This window comes from Empedobacter sp. GD03865 (assembly GCF_029840775.1).
GTDB classification, from domain to species: domain Bacteria; phylum Bacteroidota; class Bacteroidia; order Flavobacteriales; family Weeksellaceae; genus Empedobacter; species Empedobacter falsenii_B.
In genome coordinates this window covers 1-883 of record NZ_JAOCDF010000079.1, presented here as the reverse complement: position 1 = coordinate 883, position 883 = coordinate 1, and the positions used below count along the sequence as shown (strand labels likewise).

Sequence of the window (883 nt, the reverse complement as noted above, 5' to 3'; positions counted from 1 at the left end):
AGGACTGTCTCTTAAAGTGTGTAAGTTCAAAAATTAAGCTTGGGTTAGGTTCTACTTTTTAGAGTCTAACCCTTTCTTGATATAGGATTAAAAATTGATCAATAATAACTCCCCAGTTTCTTACTGGCATAGACCATTTTTTAGTTGCTTCTCTCACAGCCAAATATACGGATTTCATAACAGCTTCATCTGTAGGGAAGGATAATTTATTTTTAGTGTACTTCCTTATTTTACCGTTTAGATTCTCAATTAGATTGGTGGTATATATGATTTTCCTAATATCTACGGGGAATTCAAAGAAAACCGTAAGGTCTTCCCAGTTGTTTTTCCAGCTTTGGATGGCATAAGAATATTTATGTTCCCACTTAGAAGCAAAATCATTTAAAGCAGCTTCAGCAGCCTGTTTAGTTGGCGCGTTGTAGATTTCTTTCATATCAGCAGTAAACTGTTTCTTATCTTTCCAAACAACGTATTTACAAGCATTTCGAATCTGATGTACTACACATATTTGTGTTTTAGATTCAGGAAAAACGGTACGTATGGTATCGGTAAAACCATTTAAGTTATCGGTTGCTGTAATCAAGATATCTTCAGTTCCTCTAGCCTTCATATCGGTTAAAACACTCATCCAAAAGGATGATGACTCATTTTTACCTAACCATAATCCTAAAACTTCTTTGCGTCCATCGCGTTTTAAGCCTACTGCGATATAAATGGTTTTATTAATTACTTTGGAACCTTCTCTAACCTTAAAAACAATTCCGTCCATCCAAACGATTAAATAAACAGGTTCTAATGGACGATTTTGCCAAGCTATAATGTCAGAGGTGATAGCATCTGTTATACGAGAAATCGTGGATTGAGAAACGTCAAAATTGTAGAC

At 34.9% G+C, this 883-nt stretch carries 1 protein-coding gene; it reads right to left on the bottom strand.

Translation table 11 applies throughout. The annotated features are described in order from the left end of the window. Nucleotides 1-58 precede the first annotated feature (58 nt). The coding region (locus N5D46_RS14715) for an IS256 family transposase (protein ID WP_280050448.1) at nucleotides 59-883 on the bottom strand (825 nt) is incomplete at its 5' end.